We start from the raw sequence: 23821 nt of genomic DNA, 5'->3' as shown, positions 1-23821 counted from the left end.
CGTTGATTTCAACCAGTACGAACGAGCAGTGTTTCAGCAGTGGGAGGTGTAAAACAACTCTGACTAATACTAACAGAATCCTTTGAGTGCCGAGGGAATCGATTTGCTGTCTCAGAGCGTTGCATATGAAAGAGAAGCCATGACACACGTATGCACACGGTCAAAACACTCTTATTCACCCTTATTACACATCGGATATGGTTGATAAAGAAGTAGTGTTACAGGGATACGAGGATATTGCGGATGTGTATGCCGAGGAGAGATCACCGAGCGATGAGGAGCAGAAGGCCCTGGCCTCGTTTCTCAAGAAGATTTCGACTGAGTCACGGGTGCTGGACGCTGGCTGTGGAGGGGGAGAACCAGTGCTCCAGCACCTGAGCAGCCAGTCACAACAGGCAATCGGGCTTGACTTTTCTGCACAACAGTTGGAGAAGGCTCAGTCGAATGCTCCGGAAGCAAGATTGCTGCGTGGCGATATGACTCGATTACCGCTACCCGACAGCACAGTTGATGCTGTGCTCGCCTACCACTCGCTGATCCACGTCCCGGCTGGGGAACACCAGGCAGTCATTGACGAGTTTGCACGGGTGCTTCGTCCAGGTGGTCATCTACTCCTGTCGGAAGGCCCCGGCGAGTGGCAGGGAACGAATCCGGATTGGTTAGACGCTAATACCGAGATGCAGTGGTACATTGCCGGTGCTGAGGCGACTCGAGTGCAACTGGAGAACGCAGAGTTTCAGATCGAAACCGAGTACGGCGCTCCGAATACACTTGCTGAGGACGAGGAGGCAAGCTGGATTGTCTTCGATGCAACACTTGATCACACGTAGTACCAGTACATCGTCAGTGTTCGACTGTCAAGGTCACTGATATACTGGTTCTGCAGGACGATTTCGAACTGTTCTGTCTCTTGACCGATCACAGAGACCACGAATTGACCGAGCCCTCGTGCAAGATCCGCGTTTTCAGTTCAGCACGTCTCGCCAAATACATCAATTAGCTGGTGGAAATCGCGTGCAACATCCAGAAGATGGATTTATCGCCAGTCTCCGTGCGAGCGAAGCGAGCGCGGTTCCCGGACAGCGAGGCCGGAGGATGAGACGTTCGCCTTTTTCATCGGAGTTTTTGCGCGAGCGGTTCACCGGCGGCGAACCCGACGCGAAAAAAAGTTCGCGCTTTGTATTCAGCAGGATTTCGGAAACCTATCACTGGGTCTGGATTTCAACAGAGCCAATAGAGACCAACCTGAACCAGCCCACGGCGTGGTTCGGTTACAACGGGTCCGAATTACCTAGAGATCAGTCCGTTGGAAACGATAGTAGCCGATGAGAACAGGGATCAGAGCCCATATCAGCATGGCAATCCCGCCGAACCATTCTTGCAAGTAGAAGGGGGCCTCGCCGGAAACTCGCTCTGCAGGAGCCATTCCCTGCGCTTCGAACGGCTCAAGACCATACTGGAACATGAACGGGAAGACATCTCCTTCAACAACCTCGCTCGAAATCGTCGCATAAGCCTGGAGCGGGTTGAACTGTTGAACAAATAGATACCAGGTCTCAGCCTCAACTGGCGGTGTCTCATCATGGATCACGTAATAGGGCCCAGCAGTAACGAGTTCCCAAAGACCAACGAACAACAGATACGTCCCAATAGCAATTGCCATCGACCGCCCACGGGAAGACACACCTGCCGAGACACCAACCGCCAGCGCCACGAATGTCAAACCAAACAAGAGGCTAATTGCCCCGAAAGCGAGCCAGTCACTGATCGGTAGTGACCCGAACAAGACGATGCTCAGTACCAATGCGACGAGAAAAGAGAGCACAACAGCAACCGAAATAACACCAATTCGACCGAGCAGTTTTCCGAAGACGACATCGCCTCGGTTTGGTGGCAGCCCGAGGAGGAGTTTGAGACTGCCTGATTGCCGTTCGCCGACAACAGCCATATATCCGACAATGAGTGCCGCAACTGGCAGAAGCACACTAAGGGGTAATGCGACGAAGCCAAGCATCTCACTAGCAGATGTATCATCGGTCACTGCCCAGACAGCGACATAGCCGATAGTGGTCAGTGCAACCAGGAGCCCGATAATCGACCAAAGTAGTCTTGATCGGCTGGCATCGGCGAAATCCTTGCGAGCGACCGCGCCAACGTGGCTACTCATTGAGAGACCTCCGAGGGGACTTCGGCGTATTGGGGTTGGGTTTCAATTCCTGCACCAACTGTCCCGTCCTCGGCGACTAACGCCGCAAACAACGACTCGAGCGATGTCTCATCAATTCTGACGTCTGTAATCGTTACACCAAGAGCATCGAGCTCAGTAATTACGGTCGCCTTCGAACGCGGATCCGTCACTGATGCCTCAAGCTGACGGCCAGTAGCCGTAACATCAGTCACGCCAGTTATTGCGTCGACTGTCTCAGCAGCAGCCTTCGGTGGATCGGAGACTGTGATCGTCATTGTCGCGCCATCGCCAAGTGACTCTCGAAGCCCTTCGAGAGTATCGAGCGCGATCAACTCTCCTTGATTGAGAATCCCAATCCGGTCACAGACCGCTTCGACATGCTCGAGAATATGGCTTGAAAAGAAGACGGTAGTTCCACGCTCCGATTCTGCCTGCACCAGTTCTTGCATCTCGCGGATACCTGTTGGATCGAGTCCGGTTGATGGTTCGTCCATAATGAGTAGTTCTGGATCGCCGACCAGCGCCATACCGGTTGCCAGTCGTTGACGCATTCCTTTCGAGTAGCCGCCAGCAGGGCGATCAGCATCCGCTTGGTCAAGGCCGACTCGTGCTAACAACTCGTCAGGATCATCATCGGCGTCTTTGGTCCGAATTGCGAACTCGAGATGTTTCCGCCCGGTGAGTCGTTCATAGATATCATATCCTTCGGGGAGAATGCCGACACGTTTGCTGATTTGGTCTGTTTCTGTCTGCGTATCGTAGCCCAGAACCGTTGCTGAACCAGAAGTTGGTCTGACGAAATCAAGTAACATGTTAATCGTTGTCGATTTACCCGCACCGTTCGGTCCTAAGAAGCCGAACACCTCTCCCTGTTCGATAGCGATACTCAGTTCAGAGACGGCTGTTACGTCTCCATACTGCTTTGTCAGATCGGTTATTTCGATTGCATTCATGGTTGGGAACAGATAACGGAAGTAGTCGTAATCGACACGATACTAAAGTAAATATTTTTACCAAAATCCTAATTGGGAGATACCAGGCAACCGGCGTCCACAGCGAGTTCGGAACCGACATGGAACCCGTGTCGATCGAAGGGGGAAAAGCAGATCAAGTACGTACTTCACCTGTACTGGCCGGTCATCTCCCTTCGCAGAGTCGAGCGCGAGCGGAATTAAAGCCTGTTGCGTCCACGGCGGACTAAACACAGACGCCCCGCGTCACCCGACGCGGGGTACTTCACGACACCCCTGTACTCGAGTAGTTGAGACAGAGAGGGTGGCCGGATCACCGACACAGGACCGTCATCGCTGTCTCGAATCCGAACGGTCGAAGACACTCACTCGACGACCTGATCGACCATCTCGTCGGACATATTATCGATGAGTTGGCCACCAGTCTCGAGTTCTTGAATTACGAATCGCGAGGACGTCTCGTTGACGCCGTCGATCTCGACGATGTCGTCGATCAGCGCGTGCATCTGGTCGTGGTTTTGTACCCGCGAAATGACGATGAAGTCGACGTCGCCCATCATGTAGTAGACGTGGTTGACACCGTCGATCTCGGTGAGCGACTCGCCGACGTCTTCGGCGTAGCCGCTCTCGTGGGAGACGGTTACCTCCGTAAACAGAAGCATGTTGAGGTCGAGCGCATGCGGGTCCACGTCCGCCGAGATGGTTGTGATTACGTCGCTCTGCTTCAAATTCGTCACGCGGTAGTGAATCGCAGACTTCGAGAGCCCAAGTTCGTCGGAGAGCTCCTCGAGATTCTTGTCGTCAGACTTCTCGAGACGCTTCAAAATCTCGATGTCCGTTTCGTCGAGGTCAACGTCCATTTTTCTACTCTTTGGTGAGGTTGTAGTTAAATGTCATTACTTGCGACGGGTGGTGTGTCCCGACGACAATACCCACCCGCAATCCACGGTCGATGGGTTACCCGTCCATGGCTGCGTCAGACACCTCGAGCGCGTTATCGAGGACCGAGACCGCCTCATCGATATCGTCCTCGGTGATCGTCAGCGGCGGCGCGATGATCAGCGTGTTGATCATGTTCGCGACGTAGACGCCGCCGTCGGACGCGGCGGCCGCGACCTCGTCGACGACAGTCGACCCCTTCGAAATTTTGTCGTCACGGGTGCCGAACGGAACACGCTCGTCCGGATCACGTGTGAGTTCGATGCCACGGAAGAGCCCGACGCCGCGAGTGTCGCCGACGCTCGGGTGCGCTTCGGCGAGCTCCTCGAGTCGGTCGCCGAGATAGGAACCGACCTCGTTCGCGTGCTCGATGAGGTTCTCCTCCTGGTACGTCTCGATTGCGGCGAGTCCGGCCGCGCAGGCGACCGGATGGCCGGCGTACGTGTGACCGTGACAGAACAGTTCGTCCTCGAAGTGGTCCGCGATTTCGGGCGTCACGATCGTCGCGCCGAGCGGCGCGTACGCGCCGGAGAGCCCCTTGGCCATCGTCATGATGTCCGGCTGGACATCAAAGACGTCACAGCCGAACCACTCGCCGGTGCGGCCGAAGCCGGCCATCACTTCGTCGCAGATGAGCAGCGCGTCGTGCTCGTGGGCGATTTCCTTGAGTCGCGGCAGGTACTCCTCCGGCGGGACGAGGATTCCGTTCGAGCCGACGATCGGCTCGACGAGGATCGCCGCAACGGAGTCACCCTCGAGCATCAACATCTCGTCGATGTACTCGAGACTCTCCATCGGGTCGAGCGTCGAGCCGTAGGCGTAGGGGTCGGGTGCTTTGATCGTTCCGGGGATGCCAGGTTCGCCGGCGAGTCGCCGTGGGTCGCCCGTGACGCTGATCGAGCCGGCGGTCGCGCCGTGGTAGGAACGATAGCGCGAGATAATCTTCTGTTTGCCCGTGTACATCCGCGCGATCTTGATCGCGGCTTCGACGGCCTCGGTGCCGCTGGTCGAGAAGAACGTCTTCGAGAGGTTCCCTGGCGTTACCTCGGCGAGCTTCTCGCCGAGTTTCGCGCGCGCTTCGGTCGCGAAGCCGGGCGCGAAGTATGCACCCTCGTGGGCCTGCTCCGCGATCGCGTCGGCAACGCCGTCTGCGGAGTGGCCGAGGTTCGAGCACATGAGTTGGCCCGAAAAGTCGATCCACTCGTTGCCGTGTGCATCCTGGAAGCGGACGCCGTCGCCGCCGACGACTTCCGTCGGATCGACCTCGCTCTGGTAGGACCACGTGCCGAAGACGTACTCCTTGTCGAGACGTTCGACGTCGGTTCGGTCGTCGCCTGCAGTCGTTGCAGTATCGTCGCCTGTCATTCTTTCGCAAGGGTACGAAAGCAGCAGACATTAATCTTTCCCGTCAGAGAAACATTCGAGCTATAATTCCTGATTAGAACCCATATTGAAGAACTCTATTCGAGTGGTGAACCACTATTTGGAAATATTTCCCCATTCTCCGAAGCATTTATTTCGGCCCTTGCGGTATGTCCTCTATGGTCGAACTCGACTCGTTAGGAGAGGCAGATACGGTTCGAAACTACGTCGGCGGTGAGTGGGTAACGCCCGAAAGCGGCGAGGAACTGGTAACGACGGACCCGGCAACCGGTGAGGAGCTGGGACGAGTTCCGTTCAGTTCGACGGACGACGTGGACGACGCCGTTCGAACAGCAAACGACGCGTTCGAAGACTGGTCAGGCCGTCCCGTCGAGGAGCGAATTCAGCCGCTGTTCGAACTGAAGACCCTCCTCGAGGAGAACATCGAGGAACTCGCGGAGATTCTCGTCCAGGACCACGGGAAAACGCGAGCAGAAGCGCGCGGCGAACTCCGTCGCGGCATCGAGAACGTCGAGGTCGCCTGTGGGATTCCGTCGATGATGCAGAGCGGCACGCTGCTGAACGCCGCGCCCGAAATCGACGAGAGTGCAGTCAGAAAACCACTCGGCACGTTCGCCGCGATTACGCCGTTCAACTTCCCCGGTATGATTCCGCTGTGGTTCCTTCCCTACGCGGTCGCGACCGGAAACAGTTTCATTCTCAAGCCGAGCGAGCAGGATCCGCTCGTCACCCAGAAGCTCTTCGAACTCATCGACGAGGCCGGCTTCCCGGACGGCGTCGTCCAGCTCGTCAACGGCGGCAAGGACACCGTCAACGCGCTGATCGACCACGACGGAATCGAGGGTATCTCGTTCGTCGGCTCCACGCCGATCGCGAAGCTCGTCTACGAGCGGGCGGCCGCGAACGGCAAGCGCGTCCAGGCCCAGGGTGGCGCGAAGAACCACATCGTCGTGACCGAAACGGCTGATCTCGAGTTCGCCGCCGAGAAGACGGTCTCCTCGGCCTGCGCCTGTGCCGGCGAGCGCTGTCTCGCGAACGACGTCGTGCTCGTCGAAGAGTCGGTGTACGACGAGTTCGCCGACCTGGTCGTCGCGGAAGCCGAGGCACAGACGGTCGGCTACGGACTGGACGACGGAACGGATATCGGCTCGCTCATCAGCGAAGAGCACGAGACGACGGTTCGCAACTACATCCAGACCGGGATCGAGGAAGGGGCAACGGTGCTCCACGACGGGCGAGACGTCAGCGTCGACGGCTACGACGAGGGGAACTTCGTCGGCCCAACCGTCTTCGGGGATGTCACCGAGGACATGGTCATCTCCCAGGAGGAAATCTTCGGCCCGGTGCTCGCACTCGACGCCGTCGAGTCGGTCGACGCCGCAATCGAGCGCATGAACGCGAGCCAGTTCGGAAACGCCGCGAGCCTGTTCACCGGCAGCGGCGCAGACGCCCAGAAGTTCCGCCATCAGGCCGAAATCGGGAACATCGGCGTCAACGTCGGCACGTCGGCCCCGATGGCCTTCTTCCACTTCGGCGGCTGGAAGGACTCGTTCTTCGGCGACCTGCACGCCCAGGGCGAGGACATGATCCAGTTCTACACGGACAAGGCGATCTACATCGAACGCTGGCCCGACGCCTAATATGACGACGCCTGCTGAGGAAACGGCGCTGTCCGACGAACTCGAACAGTCGTACGTCGAGTCGACGCCGCGCTCCCGGGAGCTCGCCGAGCGAGCGCGAGACGTGATGCCCGGCGGCGATACGCGCTCGGTGACGTACTACCGGCCGTACCCGTCGTACGTCGAATCCGCACACGGCGCGCAACTCGAGACGGTCGACGGAGAGACGCTCCTCGACGTGCTCAACAACTACACCCAGAGCGTGCTCGGTCACGCGCCAGAGCCGGTCGTCGACGATGTCTGCACCAGGTTCCGAGCGGGGAACGGCGTTGCAGCACCGACGGAGCCAGCGGTCGAACTCGCGGAGTTGCTCGTCGACCGCGTCCCGTCGGTCGAGCAGGTTCGGTTCTGTAATTCGGGCACCGAAGCGACGATGAACGCAATTCGCGCTGCGATGGCCTGGACCCAAAACGAACGCGTCTGTAAGATCACCGGCGGCTACCACGGAACACACGATGTCGTCGAAGTCGGCGTCGCAGACGAGGGACGAGAACACACAGGGATTCCACGGACCGCCGAACAACGAGTCCAGACGGTCTCGTACAACGACACTGACCAACTGAAAGCGACGTTCGAAGCCGTCGGGGACGAACTCGCGTGTCTCATCCTCGAACCGATCCTCGGCGTCGGCGGCATGATCCCGGCGACCGACGAGTTCCTGCAAACGGCACGGGACCTCACCGCCGAAACCGACACGCCGCTCGTCTTCGACGAGGTAATGTCGTTCCGACTCGCCCCCGGCGGCGCACAGCAGCGCCGTGGGATCGAGCCGGATCTGACCGCGTTCGGGAAACTGATCGGCGGCGGGCTCCCGGTCGGTGCCGTCGGCGGCCGCGCCGACCTGATGGCGCAGTTCCACCCCGAAACGGGCTCCGTCGATCACTCCGGGACGTTCAACGCGAATCCGGCAACGATGGCCGGCGGTGTCGCAACCCTTCGAGAGCTGAACGCGGACGCCATCGAGACGCTGAACCAGCAGGGGGCCGACCTTCGCACACGGCTCCAGGAGATCGGTGACGATGCCGACCAGCCGATCACGATCACGGGAGAAGGATCACTGTTTCAGATCCACTTCACCGACGACCAGGTCCACGACCTCGCGTCGTCGGCGGCTGGCGACCCAGCGGCAGCACAGCTCTTCCACGAACTGCGCCGCGAAGGCGTCTTCATCGCACCGCGCGGAATGGGGAACCTCTCGACGCCGATGACCGAGTCGGATCTCGACCAGATTGCGACGGCGTTCGACCGGGCACTCGAGTCGATTGCCTGACAAAGGCTCAAAAAAGCAACGAGCGACTGTGGCCAAGGCCGATAGAGTGAAGGACAGTTGTTTGGGCGATGTTTTGCTGATACTTGTTCGCGCTTTCAGCCACGAAAGAATCGAGAGATGTGAGGTTGGCCGCTTTAGCCTCCAGAGTGTAGTATATTAGCTATTACCAGTAGTGAGACAGTAGTAAAGAATATGTGGTAGCAAATAACATAGGAAAATATGCGGGAAGATAGCACAAACACTGGACGGTGTGTGAATCGTAGGTCATTCCTTGCAACGACAGGAGTTGCAACCACAATCGGTCTTGCGGGCTGTCTCGGTGGTGACGATGACTACATTCGGTATCTCGGCTGGGGTGGCAACACGCAAGACTCAGCGGCGGAGATATTCGAGCAGTGGAGCGAGGAATCAGGGGTCGAGGTACGACACGAGTCTGCCGGCGGTGACGTCGAGTTTATTTCGTACTTGCAGCAAAACGAGGGCGAGGTCGATCTGTTCCTGCCGTCATCGTACGGTATTCACCTTGCCAGACAGGAAGATTTGCTGGCAGATGTCGACTACGGGGAAGTGCCAAACTACGAAGAGAACATGATGGAGGACTGGCAAGATATGCCTTACATAGATGGAGATGCGTTCTTCAGAGACGCACTCACGCAGGGGTACTCCGTCAACACTGAGGACGTTGACCAAGAGATGGCAACTTGGGATGATATCAAAGATGATCAGTTCGACGAGTCACTCGCCCTGCGAGACGACGCTGCGAGTCGGTTTACGAACGCAGCACTCTCGATTGGAGAAGATGTCAACCAGATCCCAGACGATGACGGGTTATTCGACGATGTTGTCGCAGAAATAGAGGAGCAACACGAAAACGCGTTCAGCCTCTGGGGTGCTGGTGCTGAGGCGATGCAGTACCTTCGTGAAGAAAACGCAATGGTATCTGAGGCATGGGGCGGTCGGACCCGGGCACTGCAACAGGACGGCTACGAACACATCGAGTACGTTATTCCTGACGAAGGGGCCGCAACCATCACTGAGGACTACGCGATTCCGGCAGCGAGCGAAAAGAAAGAGACCGTCTACGAACTCCTGGACTTCGCGTACGAACGGGACAACCTCGTCGATATTTCCGATATGCTCGGCTATCCGGTTCCCGTCGTCGATACGCCCGATGTGATTACCGATCTTCCGGATTACGTGAGTGATCCTGACGATCTGGCATGGGTTGACTGGTCCGTTGTGGATCCAGTGATTGACGATTGGCAGGAGACGTTCGACGAAATCAAGTAACACGTTCACCTCCTATTGGATTAATAATGCTAGAGATAACCAACCTCACGAAGTACTATGGCGACCACCTCGCAGTCGAGGATCTCTCGTTTTCGATTGAAGAAGGCGATTTTGCCACACTCCTCGGGCCGAGTGGCTGTGGGAAGAGTACCACGCTTCGCACTATCGCCGGTCTCATCGAACCAACTGAAGGGACGATTACACTCCGTGGCGAGGACGTGACGAACTTGCCACCTGACCAGCGCAACATTGGGATGGTGTTCCAGAGTAGCGCACTGTTCCCCCACATGACTGTCAAGGAGAACCTCGCCTACGGACTGAAAATGCACGGATTGGACGATGAGGTTGACACCCGTGTATCGGAGTATCTGGATCTTGTCGAGATGTCCGGCTACGAAGATCACAAGACGACGGAACTGAGCGGCGGGCAGCAGCGACGTGTGTCGATCGCACGTGCACTCGCATACGAACCGGACATTCTGCTACTCGACGAGCCGCTGACGGGATTAGACCGCGTTCTTCGAGAGCAGATAAGGAACGAAATTAAACAGATTCAGCGGGAGATCAACGTGACGACGTTGTTCGTCACCCACGACCAGCAAGAGGCGCTCTCGCTTTCGAATCAGATCATTGTCCTCAACAACGGCCAAAAGGAACAGGAGGGAACACCTGAATCCCTCTACGAGCATCCCAAAAACCGCTTCGTCGCCGAGTTCGTCGGAAAGTCGTCACGATTTACGGGTCAACCGGACGATACAAAGCCGTCGGTCATCCAGAACGGATCGCTCACGTTTGCCGTCGATCCCGAATCCATACCGGATACGAGTCCAAATACAGACGGAGCAGACGTCACACTCTACGTTCGACCGGAAGACGTTGTCATCGATACGAGTAGTACCTTCCAGAACGAGTTCGACGCGACCGTCTCCCACATCGCAGATGTCGGCAGCCACAGCGAGATCGAACTAGAACTTGAGGACGGAACGCCAGTACTCGTCGAAGCCGAGCGCTTCCCCGACCTCTCGGTCGGTGAACAAACGACTGTTGGGTTCGATCCGGAGGACGTAATCGTTCTATGATATTCAGAAATCTTCCCGTCCCGACGTCAGTCCGTGAACGAGTCACACCACGACACCTCGTCGCGTTTGGACTGGGATGGCTTGCACTCTTTTTCGTGCTTCCGATTCTTGTACTCGTCTGGCAGAGTCTCGGGATTGGCACGGGTGAGCCGTTGTCTGCATATCAACAGGCACTCTCGGGACTCTATCTCTGGACGATCGTTCGATCGTTCTACTACGGGATCGCAACGACAATCGTGACGCTCGCGCTCGCGTACGCCTTCTCGTACTTCGTCGTATTTTGGACGAGTATGAAGAACCTCTTTCTCATCCTCGTTGTCCTACCGTTGTGGATCGCCTATATTATCCGCTATCTCGGTATTCAGCTGTTTTTCTCACCAACCGGGCCGTTCGTCGATCTCTTCGGGACCGATTTCGGCTTCCTCTTCTCAACGAGAGGCGTCATCCTCGGGATGACGATCGCATACCTGCCGTTTGCTATTCTCCCAATCTACAACTCGATGAACGCAATAGATCGGGATCATATCCACGCCTCACGGGTTCTGGGTGCAGGGTCGTTGCGAACCGTCTACTCAGTCGTGTTTCCGTTGAGTCTCTCGGGTATCGTCGCAGCGGGCCTAATTGTCTTTATCCTCTCATCCGGATCGTTCCTGGCACCCGCCGTACTCGGTAGCTCCGAGAACTTCATGATCGCAAATATGATCGAACGGTCCTATACGGAACTGTTCAACATCGAACTTGCAGCAGCGCTATCGGTGATCTATACGATCATCTTGCTCGCGTTGATCGCGGTGTTCAACTCGTACGTCAATCTCGGCGAGGTGTTCGAGAACATATGAAGCTCTACAAAGTCGCCGAGCAGTTCGCCGCATGGCTCGTCGCGGTCATCGTACTCTCGCTGCTGTTGGTGCCGATCGTGATGATCGTCCTCACCTCGCTGACACCAGAAAGCTTCCCGACGATTCCCGACGGGGATGTCACCCTGTACTGGTACAGCGAAATGCTGTCGAACACAGAACTCATGCAGGCACTCGTGACGAGCTTCCTCGTCGCAACGTGTGCTGCGATCCTCTCTGGTATCGTTGGCACGGTAGCAGCGATCGGCTTCGTTCGAAGCGAGATATCCTACCGCGAGGAACTTGCAACGCTGATGCTCCTTCCGCTGATGATCTCGCCAGTCATTACCGGACTCGCCATCATCCAATTTTCATCGCAAGCAGACCTGCCGAGTGGCTACCCAACCCTGATCATCGGACATAGCATCCTGACGCTTCCGTACGTGTTCCTGATCGTTCGATCGAGATTAGTGACGTTTGATGACGACCTTCGTGAAGCGTCGCGTGTACTGGGGGCAAACGGCCTCGAGACGTCACTCAATATCACGCTCCCGGTAATCTCCCCAACAGTCATCTCAGCGATGGTTATCTCGTTCGTCGTCTCCTTCGGCGAGTTCACCGCGACACAGTTCCTGATCGCACCTGACGCAACGACAGTCCCTGTCATCATCTACACGATGCTTCGAGCGGGCCTGAGTCCGGAAATAAGTGCCCTCTCGACGCTCCTCATCGCAATCATGGTACTCGGAGCGCTCATCAGCGGTGCCGTGACACGGTCGACCTGACCGTGTCCAGCCGGTTCATTACGACTTCTGAAACGCCTGACGAGGGTAGGTGTCAGCGTCGTAGACTGTGGCAGTGGCTCAAGCAGGATTTTGGTGTCTTCCTCCGCAAGTGTCAGCAACAGGTTCGCGAGTGTCGTGTCGACCACGGACGATGGGAAGAGAACAACCAAGCGGCGTCGACGGGACGGCCCTACAGTGCGAGCCCGCTGGTCGTGACGGCCGTCTCGGTGTCGTCTTCTGCGGAGACTTCGACAACACCATCGAACAGTTGTTTGAGAGTATTGACCGTCTGCTCGTCGTGTGCCGCGGAATCGATGAGATAGATGCCGAGTCCGTCAGCGCTCTGAATCCGACCAGTGAAGACGTGCAAGAACCGAAACACGGTCTCGAGGTCCGAGTACATCAACAGCGTCGAAATTGAGTGTAACATGACCCGGTTTTCAGTGAGTCCTCGGTTCTGGTAGAACTCCTGTAAGAACTCTGAAACCGTAATCCCGATGCCCGTCATATCGACAGGTGAGGAAACGTACGAGACCTGTGAGTCGTCTTCAGGCACGCTGGCCTGTTGCTGGCTCGAAACGCAGTCAACAATGCCGACCGGCGGGTCCGATGTCTGGATTCGGTCGCGAAATCCGGACCGCATGGTGTCGGCATTGTCTTTCGTCGTTACGATGATCGATCCATCCCCCCGGTCGGCCCCCTGTGCGAGAACGTCAAGCGCGAGTCGTCGCTTCCCGGTGAGTGGCGGTCCCGTCACGAGGATGTTTGTCCCGGGAGCGATTGTCGCGTTCGTCTGGACGTCCGCGAAATCATACATAATGATGCGTACCTCCGATGATTTCGACTGTCGTCACCGATCGCAATGCAGTTGTGCGAAAGTCAGTCGTACCGTTGTGGGACGCAAATATAATCTTTGTGAAGACCTTCGAATTGTCAGACACAGCGTCCTCAGCGGACGTTGACGGTATTTACCGTTCGCTATAGTTGTATTTGAACGCGACGGGATTGGAGAGCTAACGCGGTTTCTCTTAGAAGAGAAGAACGTTACTGGCTAGTCGAACGACGTCACACTGAGCGTTACCTCCTCGCTGAGCGACGATGGCGTCTCCTCGGTCGGAACGATGAGGTCGTAGACCGTCGTCTCGCCGGGTGCCAGCTGATAGTGTGGATTTGCGAGCTCTCCGTCAGCGATATTCGAATCTGCGACGGTCCCTTCGAAATGATCGTCGCCCAGTGACGCTTGCGGCTCAGTTTGTGGCTCAAACCAAAGTTCGATCTCGTCCCCCAACTCCTGTGACACGCCACCGAGTTGGACCGTCTCCGAACCCTGGTTACTGAGTGCAATCATCCCCTCGAACGTCGTCTCCGCATCGAGGTTCAACCCATCGGACTCGAGTGCCTCGTCCGTAAGCGCGATTTCCGCGGTATCGCTGTCGGTTGCGTCGTTGTCGCGGATCTCGATCGCGAGCAGGGTACTCGAGTTGCCCGTTGTTTCAATGCTTACCTGTCTCCTCGTCTACTACAACCCATTTTGTGTTGAGTGGTGTGAAAGTCCTTATATCGAGCATTACCAGAAGCCAGCCCTGGACCGAACGGCTTCAGGAGCGCCTTGAACCGATTTGGAACGATCCTGGTGTGGAAACAAAATACATGGGTGGGTGTCTAATCTGAAGGGGGGTGGTATTCAGACCGTCTGCGGCAGCGTCTACTTGAGTTGATTATGTACCGATCACTTCGCCATCGGCCGTGATACTTGAACCGCCCGACGTATCAGGGGTTTCGTCGAAAATGACGTCCTCACCGGCGTGCACGCCACCATTGATGTCAGCACCGGCCTTGAAGTGGATAGTGCCACCTGCCTCGATGCTTGCACCACCAGTGATGTCGACATCGCCTTCAAACATGATGTCGCCGTCCGCGCTAATATCGCCCCGAAGTTCGGTCGACTCTTCAAAGGTGAGATCGCCACCTGCATCGATACTTCCACCGCCACCGATATCGACATCGTCCTCAAACGAACCATCGTCGTCAATCTCGATGTCGTCGTTCGAGTCAACCTCATCCTCGTACGTTTCTTCCTCACCGTCATCACCGCACTCGAGTGAAACGCCGTGCTCCGTCGTGCGGTCGGCGACGATGTGAACGTCACCACTGGCCTCGAGTATCACGGAAATGGGAGCGTCTGTCTCTGTATCGGATTCGTCACAGGCAACGCTAACTGCGTAGACGTTGTCGTCGGTCTGCTCAGTGGTCACGTCAAGCCCGGCCGTCTCGACGCCTCCAAGAGAGACCGACTCGACGGTGACATCGTCAACCTGGTTCGTTGTATCCGTTACCTGAAAGAGGTCTGCATCGCTCTCGGGAGTGACTGTAGTCTGTTCAGAGGTGTCCGTAATTTCGAGCAGTCCCTCGTCGTCGCCGGCCGTCTGGACCATCACACCGCGGTCTGCGCTGATCGTGGCGAATCCGAACGCCGGACCGGCGAGCAACACCGTCCCGATGAGGACGAGGGCAACGCCGAGTAGTGTGATCGTGCGCATGAGTTGTCTCCCAGTTTACGGCGGGCGTTCGACATCGCCGAGACGCATCCGGCGATTCTGTACGACGTGAACGGCAGCAGAGCCGACGAACAGCGCGACCACGAGCGTCGACCAGCCGAGTGCTGACACGGTTTCCGTCGGAAGCAAGCCGAGCCAGAGGCCGGCCATTACAACCGTCGCGATAGCCGAGAGACCACTGTAGTACAGCCCCCACGGAACCGAATCGCCAGGAACGATATCGAGGTAAATCTCGAGCGTGCTGGCCTCCTCCGTGAGTTCGATTGTGCGGTCGTCGAATCGCACCATCCCTGCTCGTTCAAGCGTTGGCAGGTGCGTCTGCTGAAGCGAGGTGTAGATCCGCTTTCGCTCTGCCGAGGTGAGCGCCTCGATCTCCGTATCCAGTTCCCAGGCGGCAACCTGCTCTGCGAGTTCACCGAGTTCGACCGGGCGCTCCTCCTGTTTGCAGTAGTGGATCACGTAGCGACGCCGGTGATTACTCAGCAGATCGAAGATCGTGCCCTGATCGAGCGACTGGTCGTGCGTCGCTGCGTCCCCCTGGCCAGAAGTGTCTGCAGTGCTTGTCTGCTGGTTGTTTGTCGATGCCGACGCCGATGCCGGTACCGATTCACCAGACCCGTCCGGTCGGTGTCCGTTGTCAGTATCAGTCGCCTGTCCGGAACCAGCAGCTGTCGACTGACTCGAGTGAGTCTGCTCCGTACTCGAGTCGGAGACGTGTTCAACAGTGGATCCGGATTGGGGAGACATAAGAACGGACAGGTTGCCTATATCTTGTGAGCGGCAACACATAACCTTTACCGAATATCACCATCTAACGGGATCGAGCGGGCTTCAGAGTGTGCTTGAACGACGGTATTGCCCGGTCAGAAGAAGTTCTGGCTGCTGAATACAAAGTAGGTGGAGTCATAGAGTATGAGGTACGAACTGCGCGACGACAGTCGGTTGCAGGGTCGATCGTGCAGGAAAGGGACACATCATGAAAGTTAATCGACGAACCACACTGATTGGGCTGGGTACGATTGTTGCGGGCGGCGGCGCAGCACTTGGAACGGGAGCGTTTGACACGGTCGAAGCGGACCGATCTGTCGACATCGAAACCACGGGAGACGGTGGTGCGCTGTTGGGGCTCGAGATTCTAAGTGACACGCTCGCCGGTGACGGAGAGGCGGACGAGGATGTCATCGAGTTCGATCTCGATAACCTCAACGCTGACGCAACCACGACGTTCGAAGACGCATTGGAGATTACAAACAACGGAACGGAGCCGGTAACGGTCACGATTGAAGACGAAAGTGAAGAGAATCTTATTGGAGATGTGGACAAAGCAATGTCGTTCACTCGCGACTCGTCTGATTCCGCTATCGACCTCGGTACGGAGGACGACGAGGACGAGCACCAAGCCACGCTGGCTGTCGAATTCGATCTGACCGGAGATACCGGAGAAGACGATATTCCAGACTCCATAACGATTGTAGCGACGACTGCAGAGGACAACTGATAACCCGTCGGATCTACCCTCGGGATAGCGGGCAGCGACGTGTCTACCGATTTGTTCGAACGCAGTAGCGAGCGGACCAATCGAGATTGGTCCTGACTGCCGTCTAGTACGCCACACCAACCGAAATCGGCCACACCACACTCGAACCGGAAATGAACGGCAAACTCCTCCTCGTCTGTCTACTCGCACTCTGCATCACAGTGCCGACGGTGGCCGTTTCGGTGGCAGGCGAACCAGCAGCCGGTCCCCAAACTGAATCCCTCGCTGATGGCTCACTCTCACTCGAGTCGACCAGTCCCTACGCGACGGTCACCGACGACACCGACGGGGCAGAGACAGGCGAACTCGAGTTGGAGCTCACACAGCTCAACGACGAGGCGGTGACGATGGTCGACGAGCTGTTTGCAATCACCGCACACGATGACTCCATCGAGGAAGTCGTCCTCGAGAGCGACGCGCTGACGTTCTACGAGAGTGCCACCCGGACACCGATTACGACGTCGAATCCGGTGGTACTCGAGTCGGGCGAGTCGGTGTCCGTCGGCGTGCTTGCCGATACGTCGGGCCCTGCAGACGAGTACGATGCGGAGGCGTTTACGATCGCTGTCGAAACGGCCGACGACGAGACGGAGCCACGATCGGGAGCCGACCTCACACTAACGGATGTGACGGTTTCGGATGACGGCACAGCGGGAGCGACAGGGACAGAGACGAAGCTCCAACCGGGCACACCGCTTCTCGTGACCGCGGTGTACGAAAATGTGGGAGCTGCCACTGGAAGCAAGCAATCGACACTGCACATCAACGGAACGATCGTCGAAACCAGCTCTGTGACCGCTGCTCCCGGAGAGACAACCACCGTTCAGTTCGAGTGGTACCCCCACGCATCAGGGCCACTCGAGATCGGCGTCGGCGACGAGGACGAACTGCTGTACACCCAGCCGGTGACCGTCGGCGAAGACAGCGATTCCGCACCCGAACTGACCGTCGTCGAAACGGTACTCGAGTCGGACGCAGTCGACCCCGGCGAAGAAACAACCGTCCGCGCGACGGTTTCGAACACCGGGACCGAGACGGGGACGTTCACGCCCGGGCTCGCGGTCGGCGGACTTGTCGTAGACGACCGGGCCGTCTCACTCGAGCCCGGCGAGCGGACGACGGTAGAACTCACGTTCAGCATGACTGAACGCGGGACGTACGAACTGGCAGTTGCGGGCGAGCCTGCCGGGACTGTAACGGTTGGCAAGGGCGACGGCAGCCTGCTCACACCGCTCTCTGTTACCGAATTCGCCGCACCGACGGTCGCCGCAGCGGTCCCGCCGACGGCGCTGACGCTGGTTCTCGTCTGGTACGGTGGTGCCGGAAAGATTACGTCGATTCGGTCGCATCGATGAACAGTATCGAGTACACAACGGTCGGTGAGCAGTACGAGCAGATGATCTCGATGACCAGGAGAGCACTCAGGACCTGCTGCATCTGCAGGCGGTCACGACCAACGATAGACCACTGACCAATGCGAGCACTGCTGCAACGAGCACTCGGCCTCGTGCTGGCGCTCGTTGTCATTTCGTTGTTGCTCGGCCAACTGCTCGGCCAGCCAATCTTGCTTGGCTACGTCGCAACCGGAAGCATGGAGCCGACGATGAACGCGGGCGACGGCTTCATCGCCGTCCCAAGCGCCGTCTCCGGTGCGCCAGCGGAGGGCGACGTCGTCGTCTTCGATGCAGTCGAACTTCACGGAGGAGAACTCACTACGCATCGCGTGCTCGAGGAAACCGATGACGGCTACGTTACGGCCGGTGATGCGAACCCCTTCACGGACCAGGACGCCGCCGAGCCACCGGTTAGCGACGAGCAGATCGTCGCCCACGCGCTGCAGGTAAACGGTGACGTCGTTACGATCCCGTATCTCGGCTCAGTCATCATGGGGGTGCAGTCGGTCGTCGAAACCGCAGTCGGAACCCTCACAGCGACGGTCGGCGTCACAGCCGCGTTCGATGCCGACAACACCGGTGCGCTGCTCGTCGGTGTCGGAACCGCACTCCTCGGATTTGGCGTCCTACTCGAGACAGTCGGGCCAGGACAACGAGACACGCGACGGTCGCGAAGTCGTCCGAACATGCTCGGTATCTGGACGACGATCGGACTGGTCTTGCTCGTCTTCGTCACGTTCGCAACGGCGTCGATGGTAATCCCCTCGGGGACGATTGCGTTCGGTGTCGGAAGTGCAACGACGCCCGGTGACAACCCACAGGTCGCTGCACCCGGAGAGTCCGTCGAGATTGAACACGAAACCGAAAATTCGGGTTACCTCCCGGTCGTTGTCACACGGGATGTGAGCCACGAGACGGTGTCTGCAACCCCAGAGAGGCAAACGGTCTCGCCTCGGAGTTCGGAAACAGCAACGTTCACTGCGATCGCCCCGGACGAAACTGGCGAGTATACCCGCCACGTGGAGGAACACCGGTATCTGTTGGTGTTACCGCCGACACTGCTGGTCTGGCTGCATAGCCTCCACCCGCTCGTCGCGATCGCGGCGGTCAACGGCATGATCGTTGCTGTGACCGTTACCATCATGGTCGCCCTCTTTGGGACGACGGATCTGCGACTCCGAAACCCAGGCGCGAACGTCTCCATGCTCACACGCCTTCGGCGGAAATTCCGGTAGCGACCGTCATCTATCGCTGTATTGAACCAGTATCATTATGAGTGTCGACTTGTAGATATGCATACGAATTTCACGTCACTGTGCACGTGACAGGGGTCCCCGGTACGAGGGACAAACGGGACACAGTCGTGCGGCGAAACGGCAACAGAAAAGGGGGATGCTACGATGATCGACAATCCGCGGTTCGACCTCGTTGCTGCCAGACACGGACAGCGACTCGTAGTGGCGCTTCTCGTCGTCGGCATCGCCCTTCTCGTGCTCACCGGGTGGGTACTCGCAACGCCGTCGACGACCACGGTAACACAGGAAGTCGGTGAAGAACACATCGACACCGATGTCACGACCAACGCCACCGTCGTACAGGATGGGCTCTGGGAACGTGGAACGACACTCGAGTCGAGTCCGGTCTACACGTACAACGATACGCCCGAGTTGACAATTACGGCAGCGACGACGGCTACCGATTCCGGCGAACCACTCGAAGAGGTAACCGTTACACACGAACTGGCGCTGGTCTACGAGGCTGAGCGGGACGGGGAAGTCTTCTGGAGCGACCGCGAGGTACTGCACAACGAGACCACAGCCGCCGAGGATGGACAGGTACGTACGGCGACGACCGTCGACGTTCGGGAGATTCGCGAGCGGACACTCGAGTTGGAAGAGACGCTCGACGGTGTCGGTGACGTGTCGGTCTCGATCAGTGCGGAGACGGTGTACGAAACGGGGTCAAACAGCGGCACAGACGACGATGCGGTGCCACTGGCACTTACCGGAAGTGCGTACTGGCTCGATGGGAGCCACGAAATCTCGGAGACGACACCCGAGACGGCACCGGTCGAGGTACAGGAATCGCCGAATACAGCGGCCGTTGGTGTGGGTGCACTCCTTGCCGCACTCTCACTGGGCGGGGCTGCGCTCGTGGCGTCACGCTCGGGCGTGGACGTCTCAGACGCTCGCCAACGGATTCACGAACGACGCTACGACGAGTGGATCTCGACGGGATCGATACCGATGTGGATCGGTGAACATCACCTCGAACTCGATACACTCGAAGACGTCGTTGACGTCGCGATCGATACGAACGAACGCGTGGTCCACGATACACAGCGCGATCTGTTTGCGGTCGTCAACGACGATGTCGTCTACTACTACAGCGATCGCGGTGGCTGGGGTGAAACGGCATGGCCAACAGTTGAGATCAACCACGACGACGAGGCTGGCTCAGGGGGAGTCGACCACCAGCAAGCACACGCACAGTCCGGTCATAGCTCACCCGGAATCCCGGGCCCGGACCCGGGCCCGGACGACGCGCCTGCAGCGTCGCACGGACACGAGGAAGCACCGGACAGTGTGCGTGGACAGGAAAGCGAGGAGCAACGCAGCCAAGCGGAGACTGACACAGCAGGGACACCAGCGTCTGATAGCGAGCGTGATTCCACACCACTCTCGAAATCGGATCTTCCGGACCCAGACGACGATGACGCCTGGGAACAAATCTGAGTTCCTGAGTGCCCGAGCGCCCGAGTGCCCGAGTGCCGACAGGCACCGTTCTGGTGGGGCGAACGGGTTATCCGCGCCAGAATCAGCAATTTCGAGGCGGAGCCCCCGGCCTCAAGAGGGAAGCCCAACGCTACGCCAACGGACCGCCAGCAGGGTCGTACCAGTAGCAGGTTCGTTTGGAAGGCACACCGGTATCAACACAGTAGCAAGTCAAAATCAAGATTGAGATCACGGTCAGCGTCAATCCGATCCAGGTGACCGAGACCCAACGCCATCCGAACCGGCGTCGAGATCGCGAAAGACATCCGCAAAGTCCGTATGGCTCTCGAGGCGGGAGATCGTTCGGTCGGTTTCTGCGGCGACGTCGTCGATTCGCGCGATCAACTCCTGATACGCCGTACTTTCGTTGAGTTCGTGCTCAGCCTTCTCCTTTTCGAGGAGTGCCCGCTTCGAGACGAGCGAGTAGTACTCGCGGACAGACGACTCGTAGGCAGCTCGCTCGAGGACGTCCTCAACGCTGGCGAGGAGTTCATCCCTGGAGACTGGCTTGACGAGGTAGTCGTCGAACCCCATCTCGATGATATCGAAATCGGGATCGACGGCTGTCACCATCATTACTCGGGTATCGTACCCCTGTGATCGGATCGTCGCGAGCACATCATCGCCCGACTGTTCCGGCATTCGCCGATCCAGCAGGACGAGGTCGACCGATTCACTAACCTTCTCGAGTGCTTCTTCCCCGCTATAGGCAGTGCTAACAGACCACTTCGACGCCAACCAGCCTTCGAAGAGATCCGCAAGTCGTGGCTCGTCGTCGACGACGAGCACCTCAGATACCTCACCCGGCGGAGAGCCATTTCGTTCCGTCATTGGTCATGCGCCTGGCAAGTGAATGGCAGCACTAGGTTATAAATCTCATGACCGATTTGACGATCCAGGAACGTATCGCGGCAACATTTGGTCGTGGTATAAGTTACACTGCCGCAATCGACGCGACTACAACATTCCAATAAAATATTCTTTCTGACAACAACGCAGCTCTTGGCCGATCTATTTTCAGTAACAAATGATACATATTGGCCGCATAATATATAATAGATTCGTCTAAACACAGTGGTAGTATCCACTTCGCAAACTCGGGCTATTCACCTCGCAAGCAATGACTAGCATCCCCTCTGCACTCCATGATCTCGCCGAAACTGCAACCGTGTTGCAGGTCGGGGCTGGCCGCCCGCTGACGTCGTATCCTACCGTTCGTACCGTTGCAGACGTCTTTCTTACCGTCCAACAGGAATCGAATCACTCCGACGCACTCGACCGTCTCGAAACGACATCAGTCGACTGCGTCGTTACCAATCACAATCCACCAACTCTGGACGCACTCGAGTTGCTCACGACGATACGGGACGGCTATCCAGCGCTCCCAGTGATCATGTTTCCGGAAGACGGGAGCGAAGCACTCGCAAGTGAGGCAATCGCCGCTGGTGTGACCGGATACATCCCACAATCGAGTACCGACGCCGGCCACCAGCTCGTCGAACAAATTGCAGCGACGACGACATCATATGAGCACCAACAGCTGCGCCACCAGCTAGACCAGAATCCGGCCGTACTACTCGAACGAATCTCGGATGGCATCATCGTTCTCGATGAGACGTGGGCAGTCACGTACGCAAACGAAGGCGCACAGGAGTTCTTCCAGCGACCATCGTCCGAACTGACCGGCCAGCGACTACAGAACCTCGTACCAGAAGTCGTCGAAACAACGTTTTACGACCACTACCGTGACGTGATGGCCAACGGCGGCTCAAAACGAATCGAAGAGTACTACGAGCCGCTCGATCGCTGGTACGCCGAATACATTTATCCGACAGGAAACGGGCTCACGATTATATTCGAGAACATTACAGCCCAAAAAGAGCGCCAACTCGAACTTGAAGAGACGACAGCACAACTACACGGACTCCTCGACAGCATCGAAGCAGCAATCTGGATTCGAGATGCCGACAGCCAGTTCGTCCTCCTCAACCAGGAGTACCGAACCCGATACGGAATCGACCCTACCGAACCCATCGCCGGCAAACCGCCAGAAGCGCTGTTCCCCGACGACGTTGCAACAGAAATCCGTAGCCACGATCAACATGTACTCGAGCAGGAATCCTCACAGACGTTCGAAGAAAAACGCCTCTCGAGCGCTGGCTATCGAACGTATCTCACCAGAATTACCCCGCTGTTCGACGACGACGGAACCCCGTATGCGACCTGTGGTGTCTCCTCTGAAATCACGGAGCAAAAACGAACAGAGCAACACTTAGACGTCCTCAATCGCATCCTCCGCCACAATCTGCGCAACGATATGCAGATTATCCACGGCTATGCAACGGAACTGGTGGCAACGCTCGAGGAGTCAGAACAGGCGGTTGCCGAACAGATTCAACAGCAATCAACCGAACTAACCGACCTCGCACACGATGCAGGAGCCGTCAACCGACTGCTTTCACAACCGCTTGATATGCAATCGGTCTCGCTTCAAAGCGTCCTCACGGCTGTTGTCACCGAACTACGGGCAACCTATCCAGAGGCGATTCTCCGGCTCGACGTGCCACCATCCGCAACCGTCGTTGCCGACAGACAACTCCTCACACTCGTCTGCAAGCACGCCCTCGAAAACAGTATCGAACACACTGAGGCCGACCCACCACAAGTACACGTGACAACGACACCCTCCGACGGGTCGCGTCTCGAACTGCGTATCACTGACAACGGCCCCGGAATCCCCACCCGTGACCGAACGGCGGTACTCGAGGAAACCATCTCGACGACCACTCACAGCAGTGGCCTTGGCTTGTGGATCATGAAGTGGGGAATCACTAGACTCGGCGGTACCCTTACGATCGATCACTGCGGCGAGCAGGAACAAGACCAAGAACAAAACCAAGAGCACAAACAGGGCACTCGAGTCAGTTTGGAACTGCGAACTGACATTGACAGCGATTATCTGGAGACGTAAGAGGTTTCGCGGGGAGGAGCTACAGTTGTTTTGCTAGAGAACTACCGCTGAACAGTTACAATTATGCAACACGCCCCGCAGAGCGATGACTCTACGGGGCGTGAGTATGAGTTGAAGTATGAGTGAGGGCGGCGAATCGGCTCTCCCAGAGGGTCTCCCACTCCAGT

General features: G+C 57.5%; 21 protein-coding genes. 12 read left to right on the top strand and 9 right to left on the bottom strand.

Going from position 1 to position 23821, the window contains the following annotated elements; translation table 11 throughout:
- The first annotated feature begins 197 nt into the window (after window positions 1-197).
- On the top strand, window positions 198-830 hold the full coding sequence (locus BBD46_RS01650; protein WP_071400029.1) for a class I SAM-dependent methyltransferase: 633 nt from the start codon (window positions 198-200) through the stop codon (window positions 828-830).
- A 461-nt stretch (window positions 831-1291) separates the two neighbouring features.
- On the opposite strand, the gene BBD46_RS01645 is transcribed toward BBD46_RS01650, so the two are convergent.
- The 4 genes from BBD46_RS01645 to BBD46_RS01630 form a co-directional block, all read right to left on the bottom strand.
- On the bottom strand, window positions 1292-2167 hold the full coding sequence (locus BBD46_RS01645; protein WP_071400028.1) for an ABC transporter permease subunit: 876 nt from the start codon (window positions 2165-2167) through the stop codon (window positions 1292-1294).
- Entirely contained in the window at window positions 2164-3141 is a 978-nt protein-coding gene (locus tag BBD46_RS01640) for an ABC transporter ATP-binding protein (protein WP_071400027.1), read from the bottom strand. Before BBD46_RS01640 ends, BBD46_RS01645 begins: the two co-directional genes overlap by 4 nt.
- A gap of 383 nt (window positions 3142-3524) precedes the next feature.
- Window positions 3525-4019: an Lrp/AsnC family transcriptional regulator gene (locus BBD46_RS01635; protein ID WP_071400026.1), complete on the bottom strand. Its 495-nt coding sequence runs from the start codon at window positions 4017-4019 to the stop codon at window positions 3525-3527.
- A gap of 97 nt (window positions 4020-4116) precedes the next feature.
- On the bottom strand, window positions 4117-5463 hold the full coding sequence (locus BBD46_RS01630) for an aspartate aminotransferase family protein (protein ID WP_071400025.1): 1347 nt from the start codon (window positions 5461-5463) through the stop codon (window positions 4117-4119).
- Between the two features lie 176 nt (window positions 5464-5639).
- Between BBD46_RS01630 and BBD46_RS01625 the strand changes: the two genes are divergently transcribed.
- The 6 genes from BBD46_RS01625 to BBD46_RS01600 all read left to right on the top strand — a co-directional run bounded on the left by BBD46_RS01625 (window position 5640) and on the right by BBD46_RS01600 (window position 12420).
- Window positions 5640-7121 (top strand): CoA-acylating methylmalonate-semialdehyde dehydrogenase, encoded by a 1482-nt coding sequence (locus tag BBD46_RS01625; RefSeq protein ID WP_071400024.1) that lies wholly within the window; start codon window positions 5640-5642, stop codon window positions 7119-7121.
- Window position 7122: 1 nt separating this feature from the next.
- Entirely contained in the window at window positions 7123-8430 is a 1308-nt protein-coding gene (locus BBD46_RS01620; RefSeq protein ID WP_071400023.1) for an aspartate aminotransferase family protein, read from the top strand.
- Between the two features lie 252 nt (window positions 8431-8682).
- A complete protein-coding gene (locus BBD46_RS01615; RefSeq protein ID WP_253184464.1) occupies window positions 8683-9720 on the top strand; it encodes an ABC transporter substrate-binding protein in 1038 nt (345 codons plus the stop codon).
- Between the two features lie 26 nt (window positions 9721-9746).
- Window positions 9747-10799, top strand: a complete 1053-nt coding sequence (locus BBD46_RS01610; RefSeq protein WP_071400021.1) for an ABC transporter ATP-binding protein — start codon at window positions 9747-9749, stop codon at window positions 10797-10799.
- Complete coding sequence (locus tag BBD46_RS01605; protein ID WP_071400020.1) at window positions 10796-11638, top strand: ABC transporter permease; 843 nt, start codon at window positions 10796-10798, stop codon at window positions 11636-11638. Before BBD46_RS01610 ends, BBD46_RS01605 begins: the two co-directional genes overlap by 4 nt.
- A complete protein-coding gene (locus tag BBD46_RS01600; protein WP_071400019.1) occupies window positions 11635-12420 on the top strand; it encodes an ABC transporter permease in 786 nt (261 codons plus the stop codon). Before BBD46_RS01605 ends, BBD46_RS01600 begins: the two co-directional genes overlap by 4 nt.
- 190 nt (window positions 12421-12610) lie before the next feature.
- Here the strand turns inward: BBD46_RS01600 and BBD46_RS01595 are convergent, their stop codons facing one another.
- From BBD46_RS01595 to BBD46_RS01580, 4 genes are all read right to left on the bottom strand, one after another.
- The gene (locus tag BBD46_RS01595; protein ID WP_071400018.1) at window positions 12611-13237 is read right to left on the bottom strand and encodes an RAD55 family ATPase; all 627 of its coding nucleotides are present in this window, start codon (window positions 13235-13237) and stop codon (window positions 12611-12613) included.
- 234 nt (window positions 13238-13471) lie between these two features.
- The gene (locus BBD46_RS01590; RefSeq protein WP_071400017.1) at window positions 13472-13801 is read right to left on the bottom strand and encodes a hypothetical protein; all 330 of its coding nucleotides are present in this window, start codon (window positions 13799-13801) and stop codon (window positions 13472-13474) included.
- 337 nt (window positions 13802-14138) lie between these two features.
- Window positions 14139-14960 carry a hypothetical protein gene (locus BBD46_RS01585; protein WP_071400016.1) on the bottom strand — a complete coding sequence of 274 codons (822 nt, stop codon included), beginning with the start codon at window positions 14958-14960 and terminating at the stop codon, window positions 14139-14141.
- Between the two features lie 15 nt (window positions 14961-14975).
- Window positions 14976-15473 carry a DUF7344 domain-containing protein gene (locus BBD46_RS01580; protein ID WP_071400157.1) on the bottom strand — a complete coding sequence of 166 codons (498 nt, stop codon included), beginning with the start codon at window positions 15471-15473 and terminating at the stop codon, window positions 14976-14978.
- Window positions 15474-15954: 481 nt separating this feature from the next.
- On the opposite strand from BBD46_RS01580, the gene BBD46_RS01575 reads away from it, so the two are divergent.
- The 4 genes from BBD46_RS01575 (at window position 15955) to BBD46_RS01560 (ending at window position 20644) form a co-directional block, all read left to right on the top strand.
- Window positions 15955-16476 carry a hypothetical protein gene (locus BBD46_RS01575; RefSeq protein ID WP_071400015.1) on the top strand — a complete coding sequence of 174 codons (522 nt, stop codon included), beginning with the start codon at window positions 15955-15957 and terminating at the stop codon, window positions 16474-16476.
- A 152-nt stretch (window positions 16477-16628) separates the two neighbouring features.
- Entirely contained in the window at window positions 16629-17870 is a 1242-nt protein-coding gene (locus BBD46_RS01570; RefSeq protein WP_071400014.1) for a CARDB domain-containing protein, read from the top strand.
- A 119-nt stretch (window positions 17871-17989) separates the two neighbouring features.
- Window positions 17990-19144 carry a S26 family signal peptidase gene (locus BBD46_RS01565; protein ID WP_071400013.1) on the top strand — a complete coding sequence of 385 codons (1155 nt, stop codon included), beginning with the start codon at window positions 17990-17992 and terminating at the stop codon, window positions 19142-19144.
- 165 nt (window positions 19145-19309) lie between these two features.
- Window positions 19310-20644, top strand: coding sequence for a DUF5305 domain-containing protein (locus tag BBD46_RS01560; RefSeq protein WP_071400012.1), 1335 nt, complete (start codon window positions 19310-19312; stop codon window positions 20642-20644).
- Window positions 20645-20884: 240 nt separating this feature from the next.
- On the opposite strand, the gene BBD46_RS01555 is transcribed toward BBD46_RS01560, so the two are convergent.
- Window positions 20885-21514: a HalX domain-containing protein gene (locus BBD46_RS01555; protein ID WP_071400011.1), complete on the bottom strand. Its 630-nt coding sequence runs from the start codon at window positions 21512-21514 to the stop codon at window positions 20885-20887.
- Between the two features lie 289 nt (window positions 21515-21803).
- On the opposite strand from BBD46_RS01555, the gene BBD46_RS01550 reads away from it, so the two are divergent.
- Window positions 21804-23654: a PAS domain-containing protein gene (locus BBD46_RS01550; RefSeq protein ID WP_071400010.1), complete on the top strand. Its 1851-nt coding sequence runs from the start codon at window positions 21804-21806 to the stop codon at window positions 23652-23654.
- Window positions 23655-23821 lie beyond the last annotated feature (167 nt).

This window comes from Natrialba sp. SSL1, from assembly GCF_001861355.1.
GTDB lineage: Archaea > Halobacteriota > Halobacteria > Halobacteriales > Natrialbaceae > Natrialba.
This window is presented reverse-complemented; position numbering and strand designations above follow the sequence as displayed.